This window comes from Acinetobacter sp. ANC_7588, from assembly GCF_056783995.1.
This window is the reverse complement of sequence record NZ_JBWYIU010000003.1, coordinates 67,993-91,598: the sequence shown is the minus strand read 5'-3', so window position 1 is coordinate 91,598 and position 23,606 is coordinate 67,993. Positions and strand designations below refer to the sequence as shown.

The window sequence follows — 23,606 nt, the reverse complement described above, 5'->3', positions numbered from 1 at the left end:
CAAGCCAATGAAAACTAAAATTGTTTTTTTGTCGGGCTTACTCTGTGATCATACAGTTTGGCAAAAACAAATCGAATATTTCTCGCCTCAATATTGTGTTGAAACATTTGAATTTAGCCATCTTTCAAGCATTCAAGATATGGCGAAAAAAGTTATATCTAATTTGCATGACCGCTCAATTATTGTTGGTCATTCAATGGGGGCTCGCGTTGCCTTAGAAGTTTTTCGCTTGGCTCCGCAACTGGTTTCCAAAATAGCTTTAATTGATTTTGGAATACATGCTGTGAAAACAGGTGAAACCGAAAAACGCTTTGAACTTATAGATGCTGTTCGCAGACACGGCATGCAGTATTTAATCCCTCATTGGTTGGAACCAATGGTCTATTTACCTAATATCGCTCAGATTGATATTTTTTCGCCTATGCAGAAAATGGTTTTAGGGCAAACGATTGAGAGCTTTGAAGCACAAATTAATGCTCTTTTGACACGCCCTGAAGTAGTTGATGTATTTAAGTGTATTCGTATCCCGCTTTACTTAGGCGTTGGCCGCCAAGATCAATGGAGTACTTTAGCTCAACATGAGGCCATGCTTGAGATTAATCCAAATGCTGACCTGCATATTTATGAAAATAGTGGGCACATGTCACCACTTGAGGCGGCCGACCAGATCAATACAAGTTTAGATAAATGGATTCTATCAAATGACCAATAATAAACCGACCCTTAGTATTCAAAGTGAAATAGAGCACCTAATTAAGTATTTTGCTTATCTAAATGACCAAAAACGATATAAAGAGCTCATTAAATTATTTACTCCTCATGCAAAATACTCACGGCCTAGCCAACCTAATGAAATTATTATAGGCCATGCAGATATTTTAGATTCTTTCAATAGCCGTCCAAAAAAAATAACTCAACACATTGTAGGCAATGTTTTTTTAAATCAACAAACGGATGATCTCATCTTCGCTGAAAGTCAAATTTTGCTATTTAGTGGTAATGATTCCGAATCATTAGAAATATTTGTTGTCGGTGGATTCAAAGATAAAATTATTTACCAAAACGATCAATGGCTGTTTCATGAACGTAACGGGTTCATAAACTTTGTGAAAAAAATATAAAAGTTATAGAAAATAGTATCAATCTACAACGATTAGCTAATCATTTATTGTAGAAATATATGAATAGTATTTCAGTAATAATCTATTTCAGGTATGACGTCAATTTTTACTTACTCATACCTTTTCTTGACAATAAAAACAGTCTAGGCCTACTCAAGATGTAATTCATACTCAATTCTTCTGATTGTCGATTCCGTAGCCAATTCTCGGCTTAAAGTTACTTTAAAGTAGATTGTTTTACTTAGCATAGGTCTTAAGCATAAAGCTTTAAGTTTTTTCCAGCTCAACATCATATTTTTTTATCTGGTCCGCTCAGTGCTGATATTCAAGTTTCAAATTAGTAAATCGCTTGGCACGTAAAATTTGCCACATCAGATGTTCTGCATCTGTGGCGGTGTGGCGCATGGATTTGGCAAATTCTAATAATTGGGGATCTAATTTCATTTTTATTTCCTTCTACCATAGGGAGAGAGCACTTTTCATTGTGATTTTAATTATTGTTGCTTGATTTAAGCTATATCTTAAACTGAATGAAAGGATCTTTATAACCTTGATCAACTTTAAATCCTGCTTGCTTGATCTCCTCTTCTTCTTCCTTACGAGCCAACAAACATTCTTCTCTGTATTTTTCTAGTTTTATTTGTTTTTCATTGATTGATAATTCATCTAGATATAAATCATCAGCACCATAAAAACTCAAAGCACTGTATATTGAAGCTAAGTACCTTATCTCAAATGTGGCTGAGTAATCACGGTTATAAAAAATAGAAATTTCAAAATCTTCCACATAAAAGTAACTATCGAGTGATAAAAAGTCTTCGGATTCTAATACAGATTTAAATTCATCAAATTGAATGAGATCAGGGGCGAGACAAGTATGATCACCAGAAGCTAGAATTTTGTTGTAATCCTCTTTTTTATAACGAATATCATCTAGAGCAAAATAGTTTTGACAACCTAAATCAAGTAATTTTTGCATAAAGCGTTTGTAATCTTGGAAAGCATCTTCTAATGAACTATTCGCTTTCGACCACCTTTGCTCGAACTCAATTCCTTCAATGATCTCATTGGTTTGTTTAAGGGAAAGATCATAGACTTTTTCAAATTGGAAACTCTTACCATTCAGTTCTAAATTCAGCTCAATATTCTTTTCATAAGGATCATCACCAAAATTACAAGCATAATAACAATATCGATTATTTTTGGGTTCTTGTACGGTTTCAACACCCTTTACACGATTTTGGTTTTTAAAACGAATGAAACTATCTTGTGCCAATGAGATGACTACTGTTGAAGCATCAGTTAAATCCACTTTAACAAAACCTGACCGACTCTTAGGCTCTTGAATCTCCTGTTGAGCTTCGACAACGGCGCTCTGCGTTAAATTTGAACCAAATAATTTATAAGCTGTGAATAATATTGCAAACACAATAAAAGCTAAGATGATGAAAAAACTCATTTATTCTTTTTCTCTTTTTTGTATGTATAAAAAATGACTGAACATTTAATTTAGATATAAGTCTTGTCATCTTTAAAATAACGTACCTTACTGTACTTATTCAAACTAAAAATAAAAAAACTAGGCTCTGTTTTAAGCAATCGTTGATTGCATAATATTTGTACGATACAGTTGGTGTTAAGCGATTCTTAGCAAGGTGATGCGTAATGGATGTTACTAAAGACATAGATGTTATAAAGCAACTATTTAGCAATCTTTCTGAGCATGATAAACGAGCTTTCTTATTGTCTGTATCAGTGCAAGATAACATTAAAAAAGTTATTCAACCTAAAAAGATTTCTCAATGTTTGCATTGCGAATCTACACATTTTGTAAAAAATGGAAAAGAAAATAATAACCAACGCTATTTATGCAGGTCTTGTAAGAAATCCTTTGTAGAACATACAGGTACTATTCTATATAAGACTCATAAAAATATGGATGTTTGGGATAAATATATTGAGTGCTTTTTAGAGAAATACTCAATTCGCAAATGTGCTCGAATTTGTGAAATTAACATTGCAACAGCATTTGCTTGGCGACATAAAATACTTGATGCCTTACAAAAAATGATGGATGAAGTTGAATTATATGGAGTGGTACAGGCAGATGAAACATATACAACAGTATCTTATAAAGGCAATCATAAACACTTTAATTTGCCACGCCCATCACATCATCGTGGGACAAAAGCAACTAAACGTGGAATATCTAAAGAACAGGTTTGTGTTACCTGTAGTGTAAATCTAAGTGGACTGTCTATTGCTAAAATATCTAATTTAGGTCGTCCGACTCTATCTGATTTACAAAAGGTTTTAGATGGAAAAATTAAAACTGAATCAGTATTTGTTACTGATTCACTGCGCCCATATCAAAAGATATCAAATGATATGCATCTGAATCATATACGAATTGACACCAATAAACGCTCTAAAGGTATATTTAATATTCAAACCATTAATAATTATCATAGTCGCCTAAAAGATATGATTATTAATATATTTAAAGGGGTTGCAACAAAATATTTAAATAACTATCTTGTTTATCATAATTTCGTAAATTTCTCTAAAGATACGATTCAGAATAAGCATTCAATTTTAATTGAATTTATTAGAAATACTATCTGCTCAAGTAAATTCATTGACATCTCAAAAAGACCACCTATACCAATTTGATGTAGTTTGAATAAATGAAGCTGTTGGAATGTTATTATTAATATAAAAAATACTCTGAGGTTGAAGAATGAATAATTATGAACGCTTAATAACAGCACTATATTACTCAATAGGTGGGGTTATTCTTGGGCTTGGTTTAGCAATTTTTATATCATTTTATCTAAGCACCTCATTTAGTTCAGTTAAAATAGTTATTATCACCGTAATTTCCTGCTTTATTATCGGTTATTTATTTCCAAATATTATTGGAAATATATTTAGATGGATTTGGAAAATTTTCATAGACTAGGCTTTATGCATTATAAGCAATTGTTTTGTAAAAAAATTTATAAATAAACCATGAACTTTGCAACTAAAAAATCATAGTTTTCTTTACTAAATCAACGTATTCTTAAAACAGAGCCAAAAACTAAAATATCCCACATTCCAACAACATCCCGATACCACTCTCTTCCGTCATATACATCAACCTTTGCTTTTCAGATTTTAACTATTGCTTTATCCCTCATCTCCTTGCGAAGCATTGTTTCTCATCCCATAGGGAGAGGGAGAAAAGTATAAGCACTCTAAACTCCAACAACATTTCCCACTCCCTTCCCATAAATTAAGTCTTTATCTTTAAATCAATTCTCCACCACCACGCGACCATTTGTAGGCTGAACAGGTCGGTTATTCGGGTGTCCTAACAACTTGGCAAAGTCCTCAATCTGCTTGACTGAGGCTGTTTGGATCTCTTTTAAAATTAGCCAGCGAACACCCTCAGAACATGGTGGTGTAGTAAGCGACCCACTAAAACGATAATAATTCAAATTCTTTGGCAATAAATGATTAACAGACTGGGGCTGTTTTAACACAACAGTTTGCCCTTTTAGCTTCGGTAATGAATTCCATATTCTTGCCAACTGCGGATTCTCGGCACCTTGTGCATACATCATACCCACAACAGCCAGCTCTCCTTTGGCATTGGCATGTACAAAATGAATTTCTAACGGATATTGCTTCCCATGAATTTTATTTTCACTCGGGGTATGCAAATGAAATTGTTTGAGTTGAAAACGATCACCATCCAGCATCAACTCTCCGCCCTCTTTAAAGTCGACTTGAACCGTATGACCATTGTTATGAATACGTTGAATCAAAGTTTGATAGCTAAACTGCAATGGTTTCAAATCCGCTTTTACAGAACGCTCAATGTTAATTGGTGACTGATTCTGACCAGAACAGGCTGCAAAATTGGGACTCAGTGTGTTCCATTGTTCAGGGTGGTGATAATCCCAATCTGCACCTGCCCATACACTTGAAGAAAGAATAGAAAGTGAAAATACTTGAAAAAAACTTCTCATCATTAAACCTTAATACGCGAACCGTTCATTAATTTATGTGATTTTTACCATTATTATTTTGATCTATTTGATATTCTCATAGATCAAATGAACTCCACATCTTGATCATGACTGAATCAAAAATGGAACACAGTTATAGAAAATATGAGCAGTTTGAACAATGACGATATTGATCAAAATGATTTTATGAAGGATTAATACTTATTTTTTAAGATAATTTTTATTGTAAATTTACTGTATTTTTTATTATAATTTTACTTAACGGTATAAAAAAAGCTTCTTCAAGACTAGCAGATATAAATATCGCGTGAGTACTTGAAGAAACTGTCATAAAAAATGATTAAAGAGACGAACGATTTTATTTAATAAAATTATTCACGATTAGATCTTTAACCTCATCTCCTCGACCAGCTAAAACCGCCTTCATCGCATACAATGAAGTCGCCTTCACTTGCTCAAATTTTGGTTCTGGTGGCATCACCAACTCTACAGGGTTGGTATGAATATCGATTAGTGCAGGACCATCATGAGCTAAAAATTTCTGAATAGCTGCTTCCAAACCATGACCATCTTTTTGAGTCATGCCATAAATCCCGATCGCTTCAGCGACTTTGCCAAAATCAGGGTTCGCTAATTTGGTAAAATTATCCAGTAAGCCATCAACTTTTTGTTCAAGCTCTACAAAATTGAGCGAATGGTTATTAAAGACAACAATTTTGATCGGCAACTTTTCCTGTACGATGGTCATGAGATCACCCAACAGCATACTCAGACCACCATCACCACATAGCGCAATCACCTGACGTTCAGGAAAGGCTTTTTTAATCCCGAGTGCTTGAGGCATCGAGTTTGCCATCGTACCGTGCAGTAAACTACATTGCAATTTACGCTTACCATTGGTATCGATGTGACGAAGCATCCATAGTTTCGATGAGCCTGCATCTCCAGTGAAAAATGCATCATCATCTGCATATTTGTTGAGAAGCGCCACCACATATTGCGGGTGGATCAAACCATCTTTACCTATACGCTCTTCTTTCAAACGAGCTGCATCTGCAACTTTCTTTAAATCTAAGCACTCTTGAATAAAGTGTTGGTTCTGCTTGTTTTCAACTAAAGGGATTAATGCACGCAGCGTTGGTGCAATATGTCCAACAGCACCAAAATCTATAGGATAGCGACGACCTAAATGAGTAGCATCGACATCGATTTGAATAATCTTCGCGTGTTTAGGATAAAACTGTGGCCACGCAAAGTCCGTTCCAAGCAGTAACAATACCTCACTATGATTAATCGCATGTAAGGCTGCTTTATTACCATACATACCATTCATCCCCATATTATGAGGATTATCATATTCAATAAAATGTTTCGCACGTGAGGTATGCACAACGGGTGCATTTAATTTTTTCGAAAGTTCAACTACTTCATCGTGAGCATGCTGAGCTCCAATACCCGCATAAATCGTGACTTTTTGATGAGCATTGATGAAGTTTTTAATCTGATGAAGTTCAGCAGGATTAGGCGTAGTTTCAGGCTGCGGATGATGTACCCTGAAATCCAATGATTCCTGAATATATTGATTGCTGATATTGGTTGGCATAATGACCACCGCTACGCCACGTTTATTCAGTGCTGCCTGACAGGCCAATGTCATCACATGTCTGACTTGACTGGCTGCTTTGATCTCCTCGCAATATACAGAACAACTTTTATAAATTTCTTTAAAGTCGACATATTGGGGAAAATCTAAATAGCCTGCTTGTTCGGTTGAAAGTTGGCTTGCGATCAAAACCACAGGCGCACCATTACGGTGTGATTCGTACAGACCATTAATAAAATGCAAGCTTCCAGGACCACATGAGCCAGCACATACTGTTAAATTGCCACTCATCAATGAATCTGCACCTGCTGCAAATGCACCTACTTCTTCATGGCGAACATTGATCCATTGAATAGAACTACGCGATAAAGAATCGGTAAAGTGATTAAGCGTATCTCCAACAATGCCGTAACAGTGCTTTACGCCGACTTGTTCCAACACTTCAATCATAATGTCTGAGACTTTTTTACTTTTCATGTTATTCCTAGTTTTAGTTTTTAGAACATTATCGTTATATTATGGTCAATACATCAAATAAATGCGACAAAATACACATTTTATATAAATTATAATATTAATTTTTTAATAATAGGACAATCAATCATTGAGAAATACGGAATGAGTAGATGTCAGTAACAGCTATTTATAGCTCGTATGTTTTGGATTCAAAGAAGTGAATGTTCAATCAAAAATGCTAACCCGGAAGCTTTTGACATTTCCATTAAACGCTGCTTTTCCAATTTGAGTTGTTGTTTTAACGATGAAACATCTTGGTCAATCTGTTGATAGAGCTTTTGAATATTTAAAGCACCTTGAGTTTTTTGTACTTCAATTTTTGCCTTGTTTGACCACACTAAGCTATTAATCAATATCTGGATTTGCTTTTCTAAAGTTAAACTCTGTGCTTGCAATACTTGTTGATAGTACTTCAATTGATCTTGCTGAATAGCTTTCTGTATACCGACTTGAAGTTGCTCGACTTCAAGTTGTAACTTCAATAGCGTGAATAAATCCTCTTGTTCATAAGCTTCATTAACACGTTGTAATAATGCCGTCTTTGCAGCCTTCTTGGATTCATCCGGTTCACGGTCTGGATGAATGATAGAAGCTGTTTTGAGATATACTGTTTTCAGGGATTGATTCACTAACTTTTCTGCTTCGGCTTGTTTATCTTGCTGCCGTTTAAGTTTGGCTTGCTGCCTTGCTTGCTGATACTGCGCTTTGTCCCACAATGAATCGTCATCAATCGTTGAATCATTTTGTTCACCATGAGCATCTGGTGCTTGACTAGATTCGAAGTTGTTCTTTTTATCTTGCTTATTTCGTGGTTGAGCAAACACCTGTTCGAAATAAATATGTAATTTTTCAACTGTCTCAAGTTGAGTTTCATTGAGCATATTTGATTTGCTCAACATTTGGGTCAAGTTAAAACACTTCTCTTCCACAACCTTTTGAGACGACTTATTTAAATCAATTTGACTTAGGCTATTCCATAGACTTTGTAATTGCTGAAACAGCACTTGATAAACATCACGATAGACAGGAATAAGTTTCTTCTGCGTGTAGGTACGAATTTCTTCTTGGGCGTGTTGCCATGCGGATAATTGTAATTTTTGCTGCTCAATCTGATTAATCAAAACCCGTAGCTTATGATCTTGAACAAGTTGTGCAGAAGAACTGGATTGAATTTCGAATGAAGTCACGTCAGGTGTTTAGTCCAATGAGAGAATACTGAGTTCAACAAAATGTGGATGCATTATTTAAGCATCGATCACAGTTTGATTTCGACCATTGGCTTTTGCTTGATAAAGATGTCGATCTGCTCGTTTAAGAATGGCATAAGCATCAGCATCGTTGAGATCAGTCACACTGACACCAATACTGACGGTCAAAGTTTTCTCTGCCAAAATAACAGCTTGTTCCACCAATGTACGAATTTTCTCTGCCAAAACTTGCGCACCCATCAGATGTGTTGCAGGCAATAAAATTACAAATTCTTCACCACCATAACGTGCCACAAAATCGGTTTCACGCGTTGCTTGATCAAGGATTTTTGCTACTTGTTGTAACACTTGATCCCCTTGATCATGACCATATTGATCGTTGACTTGCTTAAAATAATCGACATCCAATATAAGTGCTGCATAGCCAATTTGATTTCTTTTATGTTGACCAAATAAGTATTCAAGTTGTTCGTTTAAAGCACGGCGATTGTGTAAACCTGTTAATGCGTCATGTCGTGACAATCGAATCAACTCAAGATTAGCCAATTCAAGTGCTCGAGTGCGCTCTTGAACCTTACGCTCTAGAGATTGGTTTGCCTCAAGCAATTGTTGTTTCTGTTCCAATAAGGTTTGCGTCATGCTTTGTAGAGAATGTGATAATCCTTGGATTTCACGGATGCTGCTTTGACTATGAAATGCCGTATGCACGTCTCCCTGTTCGACCGCATAAGCCGATTTAGCTAAAGCCTCAATGGGTCTGCTCAATTTATTGGCAAGTTGATAAATCACATAAAAGATAAACAGCGAGACGAATAAACCAATCAGGAAGATTTTGAACTGCAAATCACGCATATCTGCCAAAGCAATCGCCAAAGGTTGACGAATTACCACATGCCAACCAATATCACTTTTAGTCTCGGACTCCACCGCAATATTTGCGGTTAAGAAATCCTGCCCTTCATTCCAATCATCAATATAATAAAGTGCATCGTTGACTTTAAGTTGAGGTGGCTTGACTCGTCCAATACTTTTAAATGGATACAGCAGTTCACCCTGTTTGTTTAAGATAAAGACTTCTATGCCACGCTGAGATGCTGTTTGAGATAATGCTTTATTGAGAATATGACGTGCCCACTCCCAATCTGCATGTGCAGCTAACACTCCTTTTAATTTTTGAGTATTTGGATCATAGATTGGTGTTGCGAAATCAATAAAACGCATCGGCTCATGAGGATTTAAAGCTTGAATTTTTTTTGCCAATAACACAGCTTCATGCACATCACCTAAGTATGTACCCTGTAAACCTGCCTTAAACCATGGCCGTGAAGAAACGTTTTCACCTTCAAGAATACCATCCGCAGCAATTTGAACATCACCGTTTAAATCTGTTACCCCCATCCAAGCATAATAGACATACGCATTTTTGACTTGTTCCAAGCGTGTACGAACACGTGGATCATCTAGACTTGCTTCTGAAAAGAATGGAGATTGGCTGAGCAGCACCATTTCGCGCTCGCGTTCGGCAAGAGAAGCTGCCAAGGCATTACTGATATTTTTTGCTGCGACATGTAGGGTCTGTCCACTGGCTTTAGCCAAGTGCTGAGATGCGATATTTCCAATATACAGCGATACGCATATCCCAAGGATAATGGTTAATCCAGCAAATATGAACAGAACGCGATTACGGAATGAATCCAAAATACACCTTAACTCTTGGTTAAACACCGAAACATGCAACCATAAGAATATAACAGAATATTACAAATACATAACAAACATTTCGGATCATCGTAATGAATAAAAAATGCCAACCTTATCTCATATATTCAAAATCCTGATTAACATTAACAACTGTAATTCCACTCCCTATCTTTTAAACAACATGATTTAATATTCAAGTCACGCACCACATCTACATAAAGTCATAATAATTCGACAATAATTCTGTATTTCTTTTTTTTGGCGCTTGATAGCTTAAGTAGAATCACCTAGAAAATTGAGGAACAAATGGATTTTGCTTCTATCTTTTTTTACGACACCACATGGGTATTTGTTTTCGAAATTTTAATCCGATGTGTGGTGATGTATTTACTCATCATTCTTTTTCTTCGTTTGACTGGCAAGCGAGGGGTTAGACAACTCTCCATCTTTGAAGTTGCCATTATTCTTTGTCTTGGATCGATTGCTGGAGATCCAATGTTTACGGAGGATTTACCCTTAATTCAAGCCGTAGTCGTCATGAGTGTGATCATCTTGCTTTACCGCACCACAACGTGGTTAATGATGAAATATCAGCCTTTCGAAGACTTAGTCGAAGGTAAATCCTGTTACATCGTAAAAGATGGCATGCTCGTCCTTGAAGCATTCAAGCGAGGTAATATGTCGCATGATGAGTTCTTTTCGGAAATGCGTCGTCAATCCGTTGAGCATTTAGGTCAAATTCGAGTCGGTCTATTAGAGTCCGATGGGAATTTCAGTATTTTGTTTTATCCCGATGAGCAAGTTAAATATGGCTTACCAATTTTTCCAGATCAAGCTCAATCAATATACAAGGTAAAACCTAGCGTAATATATGCGTGTACACATTGTGGATTCTGTACTGAACTTCAACAACCACTTCAAGATTGTCCGCGCTGTTCTTGCCAAGATTGGACGCAAGCAATGAACAGTCTAAGAATTGGTTAGCAGATGAATAATCTAAAGTCTGTTGGGACGAAGCAGATTATTCATCCTCAGCGCTGACTCAATCGAACATAGGTGGTTGAGATTAATCCAAGACTTTCACCACAATTTTACCAATGTGATCACCTGCATCCATTGCCAAATGAGCCGCTTGAATCTCATCAAAATTAAAAGTTTTATAAATCATCGGTAGACATTCACCTTTTGCCCATAACGGCGCAACATGTGTCTTTAAATCTTGAGCGATTTTGGCTTTTTCTGCTGTGGTACGTGCACGCATGGTTGAGCCAGTAATGGTTAAACGCTTCATCATGATTTGACCTAATTTTACGCCGTCAGCTTTAGCTCCTCCAAGAAATGCGATATAAACCAAACGCCCATCACGACGTAATACATTCAAGTTTTGGGCTAAATAAGGCGCTCCAACCATATCTAAGACAATATCTACGCCATTTTCTTCCGTCGCTTGCTGAATGACCTGTTCAAAGTCTTCCGTTTTATAATTAATTGCATGCGTCAAATCTTGAATTGCTTTTACTTTCTCATCTGAGCCAACAGTCGCAAAAGTTTTTAAGCCAAATGCTTTACACAACATTAATGCTGTTGTTCCAATCCCACTGGTTCCGCCATGGATTAAAGCCGTTTCCCCCGCTTTAGCTTTGCCCATTTGAAAAATATTCGCCCAAACGGTAAAAAATGTTTCTGGAATTGCAGCAGCTTGAATATGACTCACCCCTGCAGGAATATTAATCAGCTGAGATTCAGGCACCACACAGTATTCCGCATAACCACCACCATTGGTGAGTCCACACACTTGATCCCCCACCTGATAGGCGTTTACCTCAGCCCCTACTGCAACGACTTCCCCTGATACCTCTAACCCAGGTACAGGTGTGACCCCTTTAGGCATTGGATATAAACCTTGGCGCTGTAAAATATCAGGACGGTTAATGCCGAAAGCATGTACTTTCACCAAGACTTCATTGTCTTTAGGTTGCGGAATATCAACCGTTTCATAAGCCAACTTCTCAACGCCGCCTGGTTCAGTAATGATCACATGTTGCATGCTTTGTGCCATAATCAAATCCTTTATTTACAATACTTTTCATTCATTTCAATCAATTTCATCATAGTTGATCGCATTGATAAAGTCCTGTATTACTTATGTATAAGGATGAAAACGAATCATTATTTTTTGGGGAAAATAATATGCGTTACTTGCTGCAATTTATTTTGCCATGCAGTTTTGCTGCCTTGGTCATCATCTGTTGGACTTTTTTGTTAAGTTTTCCATGGGATTCAGCAGTAATTGCGATGATCTACTTCCAAATTGGGCTGGTGTTGTTATTGCTATACATTGAATACGATGCGAGCAAAGTGGATGGTGCAGCAGGTTGGACTTTTTTAGTTTTCTGTTTTTTTGAAATGATATTGTTCGTCGCTTTGGGGATCATTCGTGTCATTATTGGTGGATGGCAAGTTTTAAATCTTTTATTTTGAACCTTGCCTCAGACACGAATATTAAAATAACTCAATAATATATACAAAGCTTCGTATTTTTCTGATTTACAAAGGAATTGTAACCATAATTTCATAGATTTTAAGGTCGTCATGGATCGTACACTCGAGAATTTTAAAATGAAAAAGCAGACTCTAGTTGTCACACTATCGCTCATGCTCGGTTTAGCAGGATGCTCTGGGGAAGATCAAGCTAAATCAACCTTACCAAATACTCCTGAGCCAACCATACCAATTCAGCCTGAAGATCCAAAACCACCCCTACCACCAGATCTCGAACCTGAAACACCGATCAATGTTCCACAACCAAACACTTATTTAAATCTGGATTTTACTGAACTTTATTCAATACCTTCTGATTGGAATATTCTGCCTTCAAATCCAGGTAGCATTCAATTTAAAGAGGGTGCCTTACTGATTGATGGTCGCAAAGATTTAACCAAACCCACCACCATCATGTTAAGTTCGGATTTTCAAAAGCTTCGCAACTATAAAATTGAGTTAGAATTTGAATACCTTGAGCGTAATAACGGTACTCGTTGGGGAAGTATTATTTATAGAGCTTCAGATGTGTTTGCTCAACCTGAATATACACCATACTACCAATTTGCTATTCGTGCAGATGCATCTGCTTATAATGGTCTAGAACTCGCACTTAGACGTTCGAATAACACATGGAATGTCATCAATACATCCAAATTTGAATCAAACATCGCTCTAAATACGCCTTATAAGGCTACAGTTGTTGTTCATAATCAACGTGTTCGTCATTACTTAAATGATCAATTGGTTTTTGATGGTGAATTACCCACCAACCTAAACCAAGGTGCCATTGGACTTTCAGCAGCAGGATTGCTGATGAAGGTCAACACAATACGGGTGATTGAACAACTTGATACTCTCCCTACTCAAGATCGGATCACAGATGTCATTGATCACAAATATCCAGTTGCAATGGCGCCCGCTTTAGCACAACCAGCCGACTCATCAACAAATGATAACGCTCATACCGCCACTTATATTGCGTACCAACTTGATGAACAATTATTTTTAAAAGATTTCGACAATAAGGCCTCGATGCACCTCAGAAGTCTTCTTTCTGATCAAACAAAAAGAACACTTCCTCTTCTGCATATCGACTCTGAAAACACACTGGCTGAATTAAGATCTTTGTCTTCAGATTATGATTTTAGTGATGTCACGCTAGTCTCTGATGATCCATATCTATTAAGAAAAGCGCGTGTGGAGATTCCAGAAATCCGTACAGCATTGGATTGGTCTGAAAAGTACAATTTGATTTCAGATCAAAATAGTGTTGTGAAAATTGCACAGGCAACCAATACATCACTTTCTAAAATTGTGATTTTACCAGCCCATTTGGTTCAATCTCATCTGGTTGCACACTTGCAACGTTTATTGATCACACCTTGGGCAGGTTTTACCCACAATACTTCTGGACAGACCAGTCCTAAACTTGATGCCTATCAAGCTGCTGAGATATTAACGACAGGAGTGAATGGCATTTATACGCTTCAGCCTGAATTATTTCATTCCATCATGCGCTCAATGGCGCCCAACACCCTACTTCGTAAACCGCTCATTACAGGTCATCGTGGAATTCCATCTCAAGTTGATGAAAATACCCTTGAAGGTATTCTTAAAGCGATAGAAGTTGGCGCTGATGCCGTGGAATATGATGTCTATCTGACGAAAGATGACCATGTCGTTTTAATGCATGATAAATCGGTTTTACGCACAACGGGTATCGCAAAAAATATTGAGAACATGACGCTCGAAGAGGTTCGTAAACTTAAAACGACCGGGCAGCGACTTGCCATACCGACGATGGATGAAGTATTGGCTGCAGTAGTTGAAAAATACCCACATGTCACCAATTTTATCGAGATTAAGAGTGCAAAACCCGAAATAATTTCAAAAATTAAAGATTTACTTGATAAATATGATGCATATGGTCAAGTGATTGTCATAAGTTTTGATGGGCAACAAATTCTTGAAATGAAGAACACTCTAAAAGGTGTATCAACGGGTTTATTGGTATATCCACCAAAGGAACAAACTACTTTTCTAAACGTTCGAAGAATTTTGGAAACAACACGACAATTTTCTTCAACATTTAATCCGAATTATAGTGGTTTGAATCAGGACGTCATGTATCTGGCAAGTTTACGTGGTGTAACCTTCTGGCCTTGGACGTTCCGTTTAATAAAAAATGATTTCTATCGTATGTACATTCAAGGTACACATGGGTTGACCACAGATTATGCACAAGATGCATCAAATTTTGTGGTCAAAATTAAAACTCCACGACAAATAACAGCAACTGTTGGTCAACCTTTACAAATCGCTGGGCAAAAATTAACGCAACTGGGTCAATCTAGTTACCAAAGCTTCAATACGATGCTCGTACTACCAGGCTCTGCAAAATATAGTCTAAATGGTCAATCTGTGAGTTTCAGTGAACGTGGTACAGCCTATGTCATGCCAAGCTACCAATACACCATAGCACCCAATTTCACCTATACCATCTATGCAAAACCCGTGACTGTGACCATTCAATAAGCACATCACATTGATATTTGGAGACCAATTCAGTTCGCTGAGTTGGTTTTTTTCGAAAATCGCATTTTCCCTCATCTTTTCATAAGATTTCAACTGGATTTTTAATGATGTTCACCGCTTAAACACGACAGTATTTAAAACTGATGAATTTCATAAATATTTAATATGTAATATTTTTTTTACTTTATGACAAATCCATAGAATTGTCATTTTATGTACTTAGATTGTGTCTCGCTTAGGGACATACTTTTCGAGTACTTTTTAATGATGAAATTTACAACACTGACGTCAGCAATATTATTAACATTAAGCTTAACGGCTTGCTCCGATGATGATCAAAAAAATGCTGTATCAAATCCAGATCAAACAGAAAATCCTAATCCATCTCCAGAACCTGAAACACCAGAAATTGAAGTTCCTGTACCCAAAATACTTTTTGAAGAAAATTTCAATGCTTTAATTGCTATTCCAAACGATTGGACTCAACTTCGTAGCAATCCAGGGAATATTGAAGTTAAAGATGGAGCACTATTCATCAATGGTACGGCGCACGATACACAAATGACGACCATCATGTTGCCAAACGAACTACAGCAACATCGTAATTATCGTATCGATATGGATTTTGCTTTCTTAGAAAATAACAATGGCGGGCGTTGGGGTAGCATCATCTATCGTGCCGCTGATCAATATGCTGATCCAGCTTTTACTCCATACTATCAATTCGCATTTCGGGTTGATGCAACCGCTGCAAGTGGTCTTGAACTTTCTATGCGTCAACCTAACAACACATGGAATGTTTTACAGAAATCTGCATATAAAGAGAATTTTGAGTTAAATAAAACCTACAAAGCAACAGTCATTGTACATGGCCAACGCGTACGCCATTATATTAATGATGAACTCGTACTCGATAGCACGCTACCTTACAATTTAAATCAGGGTGGCATTGGCATTTCTACAGCTGGCGCTTTGATGCGTGTAGATTCAATTAAAGTGACTGAGCAACTTGAAGCCCTACCAGAGTCTAATCGAGTTACAGATCTAATCGATCAGCAATTGCCAGTCTCTATGGCACCAGCACTCGCTCAGCCTGCTGGCGCAACTACACTGAACTCAGCTCCATTAGCAACTCATGTTGCCTACCAACTGGATGAGCAACTCAATCTTCTTAACCAAGATCAAAAGAAAATTACTCATTTAAAAGATTATTTAAATGATTCAACACGACGTCATATTCCGCTATTAACGATCAATTCAGAAAAAACAATTCGTAATCTGAAAACGTTGACAGAAAACTATGATCTCGCTGATATCACCTTGGTGTCGGATCAGCCTGAACTCTTACGTAAAGCTCGTGTTGAAATCCCTGTATTGCGTACAGCACTCGACTATTCAAAACAATCTGGTTTAACCAATAGTAAATTAGATATTGTAAAAATTGCGCATAATACCAACTCTTCTTTATCAAAAATTGTCATTTTACCGCCGCACTTAGTGCAATCAGAAGTCGTATCTCATCTACAACGCTTATTAATAACACCCTGGGCAAGCACACTTCATCCAGATCAAAAAGATGGCATTGATGCATTCAAAGCAGCTGATATTTTAAGCACTGGGATTAATGGGATCTATACTCAACAGCCAGATGTTTTCCAAAACATTATGAAGCAGATGGCACCAAATACCTTGTTAAGAAAACCCCTCATCACAGGCCATCGTGGTATTCCAGCTTTAGAGGATGAAAATACTTTAGAAGGAACAATCAAAGCTATTGAGGTAGGTGCTGATGCAGTTGAATATGATGTTTATCTATCGAAAGATGGACATGTTTTCTTGATGCATGACGGGACGCTAAAACGTACCACAGGTGATAGCAGAAACACTGAAGATCTGACCTTAGCTGAAATTCGTCAGTTACGTACGATTCCCAATGGTCGTCCAGTTCCAACCATGGATGAGGTTTTGGCTGCAGTCAAAAAATACCCCCATGTGACCAATTTCATCGAAATTAAAAGTGCTAAGCCTGAAATTGTAGCGAAGATTAAAGAGCTTTTAGATAAGCATAATGCCTATGATCAATCGATTGTTATTAGTTTTAATGGTGATCAAATCTTACAGATGAAAAATACCTTACCGGGTGTTTCTACAGGCTTCTTAACGAGTACGCCGAACGCACAAAGCAATATTGTAAACACACGTCGAATATTAGACGCGACTCAAAAATATTCTTCTACATTTAACCCGTCTTTTGCAGGATTAAGCAAAGAGTTAATGTCAATGGCGAGCTTACGTGGCGTAACTTTCTGGCCTTGGACATTCCGTACCAATAAAGATGATTTTAATCGTATGTATGTACAAGGAACACATGGCTTAACCACCGATTATGCTCATGAATCTTCTGATTTAGTCGTCAAGATCAATACTCCAGGTCAAATTACTGCGAAAGTGGGACAGCCTGTTGTTTTTAGTGGAGAAAAAGTTACTCAAATAGGTAAGGCTTCAGCACAAAACTTTAATTCAATGATTGTTCTGCCTGGTTCTGCCAAATATAGTAAAAATGGTCAGTCGATTACGTTTAGTGAAAAAGGCAAAGCCTATGTCATGCCGAGCTATCAATACACGATTGCTCCGAATTATAGCTACACCCTGTACGGTAAACCCGTCACAGTCACGATTCAGTAAGAAACTTTAAATTTACATGCCCAATTGTTAAGTTTAAAGCTTCAATTGGGCATTTCTTATTTTTTTAAATTTTGGATCACTTCGGGTAAAAAAGAACGGTGAAATCCATCATAGGCTTGATTATTCTCAGCCGGACTTAATGGAAATATACGTGTGCCTTGAGAAGCTGCGCCATCAATCCGTATCGTGACACCCGATATAAATTTAGATGCTTCAGACAATAAATAGACGATCGCTGATGACACCTCAGCTTCCGCTCCCATGCGTTGCAAAGGAACTTTCTCCGCCATACTTGGAATCACTTTTTCAGCCATTTCACCAGTATATGTATCCATACCTGATGACAAAATCCATCCAGGTGCTACGGCGTTCACGCGAACTCCTGATTTACCCCATTCGACAGCAGCTGTCTTGGTCAGATTATCGACCCCTGCACGAGCTGCGCCTGAATGTCCCATATTCGGCATACCTCCCCACATATCAGCAGTCATGTTGACAATACTTCCACCATGCTTATTCATCCACTGATTGTAAGCTTCGCGCATAAGATAGAATGTAGCGTGTAGATTGTTTCGAATGACAGCATCAAATCCATTGGCTGAGATTTTTTCTAAATGCGCTGGAAATTGTCCGCCTGCATTATTCACCAAGCCATCAACTCGTCCGAATTTTTTAGTTACTTCGCTAATCATGGCTTTCACTTGTGCTTCATCACGATTATCACAAGCGATGCCATAGGCTCTACCACCATCTTCCATGATTTCAGCAACAACTTTATCGAGTTTTTCTTGGGTACGCCCTGTAATAATCACTTGTGCATCCAATGATGCAAGCTCATGAGCTGTACAACGTCCAATACCAGAACCACCTCCTGTCACAATGATGACCTGATTCTGAAATAAGTTTTCCTTGAATACTGAGTTATATGTCATGCCAATCCTTAGGTTGTAATTTTTATCGACTTGCAAAATTATCCCGATTTTTTAACAGTTGCAAGATCATAGAATTTTATAATTGTTGTTTTAAATGCTAATCAAACCTTTCTTTCAAGGGCTATGGTATCGTTTTTACAAACCGCATTAAGATTTTTCTTACCACAGGTAAAAATATTAAGATCAATGGAAATGCGATTAACCAAGACATTGCCCACGTCTTTATCCAGACCACCCAGATCCCATCAAAAAATCCACGATTCATTACAATATTAATTAAAGAAATTGAACCACTCATCAAACATGACAAAATTAACGGCATCAGCCAATTGAGATGTTTGGGGTGAAATTTTGGGAGTGCTTTATTCATTGTAGCGCCTAATCATTTCATCTCATTTAATTTAGCACCAATGCAATCACTATTCCTATATTTTTCAAGTTTCAAGCACACAAAACTAATCCAATATCGTTAAAATTTTGAACCTTGAGGCATGATTTAATATTTTTTCTTAATAAATGTATATTAAATAGAATGGATTAGTTTCCATCTTAATCAAGACTCATGAGCAATAAAAAAATATTTAACTTTAAACGATGATTTTATTTTTTAGCTTTTCTACTCTATGAAAATGTTTTAAGTTTTTAGTTCAATTTTACCGTTAATCTCTATTCTTTAGATTCGAAGCACTTTTTTTCAGTTTTTGCATAGCTTCTCTAGGCATAGGCGCTGTCATCATCTGTTGGTATTCTAAACAAGCTTTACTAGGGTGTTTTTGTTGTATCGGAGCATTAACACACGCCGTTAAGAGCATCAAAAGCAAATACGCTATTATTTCATCATATCTCGAATTTATCGTTAATGTTTACCCTATCTTAGCTCATTAAGACTAGTGTGGTCGTTATTAACTTTTAAATAAAAAAACCCGCCATCAGGCGGGTTTTTTTAAATCAGTTAATCTTAAAGACGAACCAATTCCACAATCTTCTCAGCCAATTCTTCAGCAGCTTCTACTTCAAAACTTGCATCCGTACCTGTTGCAGTATCAGTAATGACCACCACTCCAGTTTCACGTAATAATGCAACTTGCTCAGCAGTTAAACCAGCTTTAGCAATCGCGACAACACCTTGTTGGATCAATAAGCTTTCTAATACTTGTGCATTCACAATTGCAGCATTTGATACAGTTACCGCAGCAGGCTTTTGACCCAAACGCGCCGCACGTGCTTCTGATGTTACAGGCTCATTATGTGCAGTCCACTCAACTGCCTCTTCAACCATACCTGCACCAACTGTAACGTTGCTTAAGCGGTCAATAAAGATAAATGAACCTGTGTAACGGCTATCTTGATAACGGTCAAATACGACTGGTGCATCAAATTCAATCGTTACATTCGCAATCGCATTCAGCTCTAAGTTTTCAACTTGAACTTTTTCAAGCGTATTTACGTTTGTACGGAAGTTAATTGCTGTTACCTTAGCAGGAACAGTTTGCGTACCAATCTTCACGTTATATAACTTACCAATCGCAAGCGGTTGGTCAGCCATCCATACAACAGTCGCTTGAACAGAACGAGAAATTGCCGGTACTTCTTGGTCTGCACGTACAAGTACGTTACCACGAGAAATATCAATCTCGTCGTTTAACGTTAATGTCACTGCTTGACCAGCAACTGCACGTTCTAAGTTACCATCAAAAGTAACGATTTCTTTAACTGTAGATGATTTACCTGATGGCAACGCAGTAATTGTATCTCCAACGTTGATATCACCTAGTGCGATCGTACCGCAGAAACCACGGAAATCGAGGTTAGGACGGTTCACATACTGTACAGGGAAGCGGAAGTCAGCTTTAGCTGAAGTACGATTAATCTCTACAGACTCAAGCGTACCCATCAAAGTTTCGCCTGTGTACCAAGGTGTATTTGGTGATTTGTTTACAACGTTATCACCATTTAACGCAGAAATCGGCGTAAAGATGATGTTAGATGGTTTACGGTCACCCAATTGTGCAACAAAGCCTGCGTATTCTGTTTGAATCTCATTAAAGCGTGCTTCAGAGAACTCAACCAAGTCCATTTTGTTGATCGCAACAATAATGTTCTTAATACCAAGTAAGCTTGCAATATACGTATGACGACGTGTTTGTGTCTGAACACCGTAACGCGCATCAATTAAAATGATCGCAAGGTCACACGTAGACGCACCTGTAGCCATGTTACGTGTGTATTGTTCATGCCCCGGAGTGTCGGCAATAATGAACTTACGTTTTTCTGTAGAGAAATAACGGTAAGCTACATCAATCGTAATACCTTGTTCACGCTCTGCTTGTAAACCATCTACAAGTAACGCTAAGTCAGGTGCATCACCTGTTGTACCGACTTTTTTAGAATCACGTGTTACTGCTTGCAATTGATCTTCATAAATCAATTTTGAATCGTAAAGTAAACGACCAATTAAAGTTGATTTACCATCATCTACGTTACCGCAAGTCAAAAAGCGTAATAAGTCTTTATTTTCGTGTTGTTTTAAATAACCCAAGATATCTTGGCTAATCAAATCTGATTGATGAGACATGGCTCATAGCTCCACAAATATGTTGAAATCGGTGTATTTGAATCCCCCTCGTTCCCCCTTTGAAAAAGGAGGATGACTCCTCTCTTTTACAAAGAGAGGAGCAACGCTGCTGCGCAAGAGAGATTCTAGAAGTAACCTTCTTGCTTTTTCTTTTCCATCGAGCCCGCTTCATCATGGTCAATCATTCGACCTTGGCGCTCAGAACTGGTTGCAAGCAACATTTCTTGGATAATTTCTGGCAAGGTGTTAGCAGTCGACTCCACCGCACCTGTCAATGGGTAACACCCCAAAGTACGGAAACGAACCGATTTCATTTGTGGAACTTCACCTTCTTTTAAAGGCATACGCTCATCATCCACCATAATTAATGTACCACTACGCTCAACAACAGGTCGTTCTGCCGCCAAGTACAATGGAACAAGTGGAATACTTTCTAAGTAAATATATTGCCAAATATCAAGCTCAGTCCAGTTCGACAATGGGAACACACGGATACTTTCGCCTTTGTTCACTTTACCATTGTAAAGATTCCAAAGTTCTGGACGTTGGTTTTTAGGATCCCAACGATGTTTATCATCACGGAATGAATACACACGTTCTTTGGCACGTGATTTTTCTTCATCACGGCGAGCACCACCAAATGCAGCATCGAACTTGTATTTATCTAATGCCTGTTTTAAACCCTGAGTTTTCATGATATCAGTATATTTCGAACTACCATGATCAAATGGGTTAATCCCAGCATCCTTACCTTCTTTATTTTGGTGGACGATAAGATCGAAACCGTGTTGCTTAGCCATATTGTCGCGGAAAGCAATCATGTCCTTAAATTTCCAACCTGTATCTACATGTAACAGTGGAAAAGGGAGTTTTGCAGGATAGAATGCTTTAAGCGCTAAATGCAGCATAACTGCCGAGTCCTTACCAATCGAATAAAGCATGACTGGATTTTCGAATTCTGCAGCAACTTCGCGAATGATATGAATACTCTCAGCTTCAAGCTGTTTAAGATGAGTAAGTCTTTCCTCATTTAATGACATGGACAACACCAGCTAGAATATGTGTACTTATGACACTTTTGAAAATTTATATTCATTATAGTGATTTAGACAACGGAGCTTTATCTCGTTTTTTTATATTGATATACCCAAATAGAATATAAGCAAAGAGACAATCTAATTATGATAATAATTACAGGCCTTTCAAATATAAAATACCAAGAATGGTTAGCCCTTTGGTCAGCTTACCTTGAATTCTACAAGACCGAATTGAATCCTCAACAAGCGGCTCTGACTTTCAAACGATTATCTGATGCGTCGCAAACCGATATGTTTGGCTATGCCATTATAAAAAATCAAAACGTCGTCGGAATTGTACATCTCATTTCTCACGCAAGCACTTGGACTAAACTCCCTTATTGTTATCTCCAAGATTTGTTTATTGATGCAAATTATAGAAATCAGGGCTTAGCCAGGAAATTAATAGAATTTAGTTATGACGAATGTAAAAATAATTATGATAGAGTGTATTGGTTAACCCATAAAAGCAATGATAATGCTAGACTTTTGTATAATCGTGTTGCAACCGAAACGGGATTCATTCAATATAAAAAATCTCTAAATTAGTTATTTTTATCTCCCATGCTTAGCCTTGAATCTCTTAAACAACATTTAGAGCGAGCTCAAATTGCTGGTCATATTTATCAGCATCATCAAATTCTAGTGTTACAAGAACCGTTTACTGAAAATGGTTCTGCTTTAAATATTTTTGTTCAGCACGAGTTAACTGCTGATCAAATTGGCTTACAGTTTGCTGTTGAACATACTGATCAAAAACTAAAGTTCTTGATTGGCGTTACACATAGCAATCAAGATCATAGAAGTGAAATTAGTATTGGTCATTTAAAAGGCAATCAAAAAGCTTTTAATTTGTGCTACGCCTTTTACAATTACCCAAAACATTTTTTTGTAGTTGAAACAGATTTATATGCGAACGCTGAGCAATTTAAAGACTGCTTAGAAAAGCAATTATTCAGTCAACCTGAGCTTAGTTTTTTAGACACAGCCACTAAAGTAAATCCAATGGGACAGAATTACCCATGGATGAAGGATTATATCGCGCAACTTAGCTTAGAAATGAAAGTTCGGATACAAACAAGTCTCATGTAAAA

At 37.4% G+C, this 23,606-nt stretch carries 19 protein-coding genes and 1 pseudogene; 9 read left to right on the top strand and 11 right to left on the bottom strand.

Annotated features, from left to right (window positions below):
* Window positions 1-7 precede the first annotated feature (7 nt).
* Together AC1M9J_RS04230 and AC1M9J_RS04225 are read left to right on the top strand one after the other, a co-directional pair.
* Window positions 8-712, top strand: coding sequence for an alpha/beta fold hydrolase (locus AC1M9J_RS04230; protein ID WP_481612929.1), 705 nt, complete (start codon window positions 8-10; stop codon window positions 710-712).
* Entirely contained in the window at window positions 702-1,121 is a 420-nt protein-coding gene (locus tag AC1M9J_RS04225) for a nuclear transport factor 2 family protein (RefSeq protein ID WP_481612928.1), read from the top strand. Before AC1M9J_RS04230 ends, AC1M9J_RS04225 begins: the two co-directional genes overlap by 11 nt.
* A 315-nt stretch (window positions 1,122-1,436) precedes the next feature.
* On the opposite strand, the pseudogene AC1M9J_RS04220 reads toward AC1M9J_RS04225, so the two are convergent.
* Window positions 1,437-1,565: pseudogene (locus tag AC1M9J_RS04220) on the bottom strand (DUF559 domain-containing protein); the annotation flags it as partial.
* A 70-nt stretch (window positions 1,566-1,635) separates the two neighbouring features.
* On the bottom strand, window positions 1,636-2,550 hold the full coding sequence (locus tag AC1M9J_RS04215; RefSeq protein WP_481951953.1) for a hypothetical protein: 915 nt from the start codon (window positions 2,548-2,550) through the stop codon (window positions 1,636-1,638).
* A 236-nt stretch (window positions 2,551-2,786) separates the two neighbouring features.
* Between AC1M9J_RS04215 and AC1M9J_RS04210 the strand changes: the two genes are divergently transcribed.
* Window positions 2,787-3,794, top strand: a complete 1,008-nt coding sequence (locus AC1M9J_RS04210; protein WP_481607012.1) for an IS1595 family transposase — start codon at window positions 2,787-2,789, stop codon at window positions 3,792-3,794.
* Window positions 3,795-4,417: 623 nt separating this feature from the next.
* On the opposite strand, the gene AC1M9J_RS04205 is transcribed toward AC1M9J_RS04210, so the two are convergent.
* From AC1M9J_RS04205 to AC1M9J_RS04190, 4 genes are all read right to left on the bottom strand, one after another.
* Window positions 4,418-5,137 (bottom strand): carbonic anhydrase, encoded by a 720-nt coding sequence (locus AC1M9J_RS04205; RefSeq protein ID WP_481951952.1) that lies wholly within the window; start codon window positions 5,135-5,137, stop codon window positions 4,418-4,420.
* A 358-nt stretch (window positions 5,138-5,495) separates the two neighbouring features.
* Window positions 5,496-7,217 (bottom strand): thiamine pyrophosphate-dependent enzyme, encoded by a 1,722-nt coding sequence (locus tag AC1M9J_RS04200; RefSeq protein WP_481951951.1) that lies wholly within the window; start codon window positions 7,215-7,217, stop codon window positions 5,496-5,498.
* A gap of 188 nt (window positions 7,218-7,405) precedes the next feature.
* On the bottom strand, window positions 7,406-8,443 hold the full coding sequence (locus AC1M9J_RS04195) for a molecular chaperone DnaJ (RefSeq protein ID WP_481609819.1): 1,038 nt from the start codon (window positions 8,441-8,443) through the stop codon (window positions 7,406-7,408).
* A 57-nt stretch (window positions 8,444-8,500) separates the two neighbouring features.
* Window positions 8,501-10,162 (bottom strand): sensor domain-containing diguanylate cyclase, encoded by a 1,662-nt coding sequence (locus tag AC1M9J_RS04190; RefSeq protein ID WP_481593897.1) that lies wholly within the window; start codon window positions 10,160-10,162, stop codon window positions 8,501-8,503.
* 309 nt (window positions 10,163-10,471) lie between these two features.
* Between AC1M9J_RS04190 and AC1M9J_RS04185 the strand changes: the two genes are divergently transcribed.
* A complete protein-coding gene (locus AC1M9J_RS04185; RefSeq protein WP_035266694.1) occupies window positions 10,472-11,149 on the top strand; it encodes a YetF domain-containing protein in 678 nt (225 codons plus the stop codon).
* Between the two features lie 82 nt (window positions 11,150-11,231).
* Here AC1M9J_RS04185 and AC1M9J_RS04180 read toward each other — a convergent pair whose 3' ends face one another.
* Entirely contained in the window at window positions 11,232-12,224 is a 993-nt protein-coding gene (locus tag AC1M9J_RS04180; RefSeq protein WP_481593898.1) for an NAD(P)H-quinone oxidoreductase, read from the bottom strand.
* Window positions 12,225-12,355: 131 nt separating this feature from the next.
* Between AC1M9J_RS04180 and AC1M9J_RS04175 the strand changes: the two genes are divergently transcribed.
* The 3 genes from AC1M9J_RS04175 (at window position 12,356) to AC1M9J_RS04165 (ending at window position 17,929) form a co-directional block, all read left to right on the top strand.
* Window positions 12,356-12,646 carry a hypothetical protein gene (locus tag AC1M9J_RS04175; RefSeq protein WP_155756968.1) on the top strand — a complete coding sequence of 97 codons (291 nt, stop codon included), beginning with the start codon at window positions 12,356-12,358 and terminating at the stop codon, window positions 12,644-12,646.
* A gap of 138 nt (window positions 12,647-12,784) precedes the next feature.
* The gene (locus tag AC1M9J_RS04170; RefSeq protein WP_481951950.1) at window positions 12,785-15,244 is read left to right on the top strand and encodes a glycerophosphodiester phosphodiesterase family protein; all 2,460 of its coding nucleotides are present in this window, start codon (window positions 12,785-12,787) and stop codon (window positions 15,242-15,244) included.
* Between the two features lie 264 nt (window positions 15,245-15,508).
* Window positions 15,509-17,929 carry a glycerophosphodiester phosphodiesterase family protein gene (locus tag AC1M9J_RS04165; RefSeq protein ID WP_481951949.1) on the top strand — a complete coding sequence of 807 codons (2,421 nt, stop codon included), beginning with the start codon at window positions 15,509-15,511 and terminating at the stop codon, window positions 17,927-17,929.
* Window positions 17,930-17,985: 56 nt separating this feature from the next.
* Here the strand turns inward: AC1M9J_RS04165 and AC1M9J_RS04160 are convergent, their stop codons facing one another.
* From AC1M9J_RS04160 to cysD, 4 genes are all read right to left on the bottom strand, one after another.
* A complete protein-coding gene (locus AC1M9J_RS04160) occupies window positions 17,986-18,861 on the bottom strand; it encodes an SDR family oxidoreductase (RefSeq protein WP_481951948.1) in 876 nt (291 codons plus the stop codon).
* A gap of 121 nt (window positions 18,862-18,982) precedes the next feature.
* Complete coding sequence (locus AC1M9J_RS04155; RefSeq protein WP_481609825.1) at window positions 18,983-19,231, bottom strand: DUF2798 domain-containing protein; 249 nt, start codon at window positions 19,229-19,231, stop codon at window positions 18,983-18,985.
* Between the two features lie 588 nt (window positions 19,232-19,819).
* A complete protein-coding gene (gene cysN / locus AC1M9J_RS04150) occupies window positions 19,820-21,436 on the bottom strand; it encodes a sulfate adenylyltransferase subunit CysN (RefSeq protein ID WP_481590615.1) in 1,617 nt (538 codons plus the stop codon).
* 125 nt (window positions 21,437-21,561) lie between these two features.
* On the bottom strand, window positions 21,562-22,476 hold the full coding sequence (gene cysD, locus AC1M9J_RS04145; RefSeq protein ID WP_035266686.1) for a sulfate adenylyltransferase subunit CysD: 915 nt from the start codon (window positions 22,474-22,476) through the stop codon (window positions 21,562-21,564).
* Window positions 22,477-22,617: 141 nt separating this feature from the next.
* On the opposite strand from cysD, the gene AC1M9J_RS04140 reads away from it, so the two are divergent.
* Both AC1M9J_RS04140 and AC1M9J_RS04135 read left to right on the top strand, forming a co-directional pair.
* On the top strand, window positions 22,618-23,061 hold the full coding sequence (locus tag AC1M9J_RS04140; protein WP_481951947.1) for a GNAT family N-acetyltransferase: 444 nt from the start codon (window positions 22,618-22,620) through the stop codon (window positions 23,059-23,061).
* 15 nt (window positions 23,062-23,076) lie between these two features.
* Window positions 23,077-23,604 (top strand): hypothetical protein, encoded by a 528-nt coding sequence (locus AC1M9J_RS04135; protein ID WP_481586517.1) that lies wholly within the window; start codon window positions 23,077-23,079, stop codon window positions 23,602-23,604.
* Window positions 23,605-23,606 lie beyond the last annotated feature (2 nt).

Excerpts from the sequence above, each read along its gene's own strand:
- AC1M9J_RS04230 (WP_481612929.1), top strand. The coding sequence starts at position 8 with ATGAAAACTAAAATTGTTTTTTTGTCGGGCTTACTCTGTGATCATACA.
- AC1M9J_RS04225 (WP_481612928.1), top strand. The coding sequence starts at position 702 with ATGACCAATAATAAACCGACCCTTAGTATTCAAAGTGAAATAGAGCAC.
- AC1M9J_RS04210 (WP_481607012.1), top strand. The coding sequence starts at position 2,787 with ATGGATGTTACTAAAGACATAGATGTTATAAAGCAACTATTTAGCAAT.
- AC1M9J_RS04205 (WP_481951952.1), bottom strand. The coding sequence starts at position 5,137 with ATGAGAAGTTTTTTTCAAGTATTTTCACTTTCTATTCTTTCTTCAAGT.
- AC1M9J_RS04200 (WP_481951951.1), bottom strand. The coding sequence starts at position 7,217 with ATGAAAAGTAAAAAAGTCTCAGACATTATGATTGAAGTGTTGGAACAA.
- AC1M9J_RS04185 (WP_035266694.1), top strand. The coding sequence starts at position 10,472 with ATGGATTTTGCTTCTATCTTTTTTTACGACACCACATGGGTATTTGTT.
- AC1M9J_RS04180 (WP_481593898.1), bottom strand. The coding sequence starts at position 12,224 with ATGGCACAAAGCATGCAACATGTGATCATTACTGAACCAGGCGGCGTT.
- AC1M9J_RS04175 (WP_155756968.1), top strand. The coding sequence starts at position 12,356 with ATGCGTTACTTGCTGCAATTTATTTTGCCATGCAGTTTTGCTGCCTTG.
- AC1M9J_RS04170 (WP_481951950.1), top strand. The coding sequence starts at position 12,785 with ATGAAAAAGCAGACTCTAGTTGTCACACTATCGCTCATGCTCGGTTTA.
- AC1M9J_RS04165 (WP_481951949.1), top strand. The coding sequence starts at position 15,509 with ATGATGAAATTTACAACACTGACGTCAGCAATATTATTAACATTAAGC.
- AC1M9J_RS04160 (WP_481951948.1), bottom strand. The coding sequence starts at position 18,861 with ATGACATATAACTCAGTATTCAAGGAAAACTTATTTCAGAATCAGGTC.
- AC1M9J_RS04155 (WP_481609825.1), bottom strand. The coding sequence starts at position 19,231 with ATGAATAAAGCACTCCCAAAATTTCACCCCAAACATCTCAATTGGCTG.
- cysN (WP_481590615.1), bottom strand. The coding sequence starts at position 21,436 with ATGTCTCATCAATCAGATTTGATTAGCCAAGATATCTTGGGTTATTTA.
- cysD (WP_035266686.1), bottom strand. The coding sequence starts at position 22,476 with ATGTCATTAAATGAGGAAAGACTTACTCATCTTAAACAGCTTGAAGCT.
- AC1M9J_RS04140 (WP_481951947.1), top strand. The coding sequence starts at position 22,618 with ATGATAATAATTACAGGCCTTTCAAATATAAAATACCAAGAATGGTTA.
- AC1M9J_RS04135 (WP_481586517.1), top strand. The coding sequence starts at position 23,077 with ATGCTTAGCCTTGAATCTCTTAAACAACATTTAGAGCGAGCTCAAATT.